Annotated in this window: 1 protein-coding gene; it reads right to left on the reverse strand. The window is 37.4% G+C overall.

Annotation, left to right across the window (positions count from 1 at the left end; translation table 11 throughout):
- Nucleotides 1-97: 97 nt before the first annotated feature.
- Entirely contained in the window at nt 98-1,822 is a 1,725-nt protein-coding gene (locus FYJ84_RS14320) for an IS1634 family transposase (protein WP_154408258.1), read from the reverse strand.
- Nucleotides 1,823-1,959 lie beyond the last annotated feature (137 nt).

The following is a 1,959-nucleotide window of genomic DNA, read 5'->3' on the forward strand; positions in this document are numbered from 1 at the left end:
CCCATCTTTGACAGTTGTTAAACTAAAAAAGGTCTATCAAGACAGTATTTATGCGGCTTGATAGACCTTTTTGCTTCGTAACGATATATAGTATTTTTTATCTTCCCTTACTTTTTTTCTGGATATTCCTCATTTCTTGCTTTGTAATAAACTGAAAATCGGTACTAAATCCAAAAATATGATGAAGTTCATCTGTTATAGCAGTTCTCTTGTATAGTGGAATATACCCCTGCTCTTGAACTGTTGCAAAATTCATATTTCGTATAGTTCCAAGGATTTCTGTGCATGTATATCTCTTATTCATCTTTTGTTCAATGCATCTGTATAAGATTAAGGCCAGAAAACAAGTAAGAAAATGAGCTTTTATTCTGATTTCCTTTTGCAGAAATACAGGACGTGCTTCAAAATCAGTTTTCATTATCCGAAAACACTCCTCAATCTCCCAGCGGCCTTCGCTTACATGTATTATATCGCTTACCTCATCATCAAGAAGGTCAGTAGAGACAGCATATAATCCGTCATAAAGAGCTTCATTCTCTATTTTTTCATTATCGAGAAGATCATGGATATTTGCTATTTCACCATCATTGGTGACTGCTATCTTTTTTATAAAGCGGCGCGGGTCATTTGGATTCTTGCTGGTTCTCTTTGCAGTACCATCAGAAAGCATGCATTTTGCCCTTTCAATCTGCTTTTCCCTTATTGTTTTTTGATATCTGGCATATTTGGGTGAATACACGACAATAAGCCTCTGATGCAGCTCTCGGGGCGTGTAAGGGATTTCCTTATAGTAAATACCCTTATCGTCATAAGGAAGATTGGAAATATCTGTATTCGTATCATCATATAAATTTTTAAAATCGCATTTGTTTAGTGCCCATGCCCGTTCTTCTGCTTTTAATTTTTTTATGGACTGCGTAACGATGAAGGCACGCTTTCCCATGTGATTATATTCGCGAATTCTCTCCGCTCCCAGTCCTGCATCGCTGCAATAAATAAACTTTTGGCAACCGAACTGGGACAGAATCTTTTCTTCCAAAGGTTTTACAGAGGTTTGTTCATTCGAATTTCCAGGAAAAAGTGAAAAGGCAAGCGGAATGCCGTCTCCGTCCATGAACATCCCCATTTGCACTATGGGGGTTGGCCGATGTTCTTTGCTTTTCCCATATTTCTTGCATCCATCTTCCTGGGATATTTCAAAATAATAATTAGTGCAGTCGTAATATAATATCTTATCATTACGAGAGCCAAGAAAATGGCTGTTTTTATACACTTCGGATTGTATAAAGTCGCATTCTTCTCCCAGGACGCTTAATGCGCGGTATACATCGTGCAGGCTGTATGAAGGTTTTTCAAGAAATTCATTGGCAACATTGAACGAAGAACGCTTGCTTGAAGGTTCTAATATACGCGCATAGAGCATATCCGACAAAATGGAATTGATGTCATATTCAAATTTATATTTGTCTTTAAGCTTTCGGCAGATTTTATCAATGTGCAGTGCATAGTATATTGATTGCAGAAATAAATACCCTCCGCGGTGGAAGACCTGCTGGTTATACTTGATTTTAGCATCTGTATTGAAAGTAATTTTTACTTTTTTCGCTTCGTTCTCAGCCTTGTACCTCATTGTCTCTAGCTTTGCTTCTGCACGTGCCCAGGCCATAACGTCATCACGCGTAGGACCATGTTCTTTGATAAGTTCTTTGAGCGTTCCAAGTTTGCGTATATTAACGGAAGTACTTACTCCCTTGTCATTTATAAAACTTTTGGCGATATAAAAAGACTCGGAATTCTTTGATTTTGATGTAGTTACTTTCATGCCAATCGCCTCCTCGTCTTATTATACCACATAATACTATAAAATACTATATATTAAAACGAAAAATTTGACAGCGAGATTGCAATAATTACAAGGGCTGAGAGGCATTTTTTCTGTTTAGAAGTGTCAAACTCCCG

The organism is Anaerovibrio slackiae (assembly GCF_009695585.1).
In the GTDB taxonomy this organism is placed as follows: Bacteria; Bacillota; Negativicutes; order Selenomonadales; family Selenomonadaceae; genus Anaerovibrio; species Anaerovibrio slackiae.

What these genes read in the sequence shown, in the direction of transcription:
- FYJ84_RS14320 (WP_154408258.1), bottom strand. Translation starts at nt 1,822, where the DNA reads ATGAAAGTAACTACATCAAAATCAAAGAATTCCGAGTCTTTTTATATC.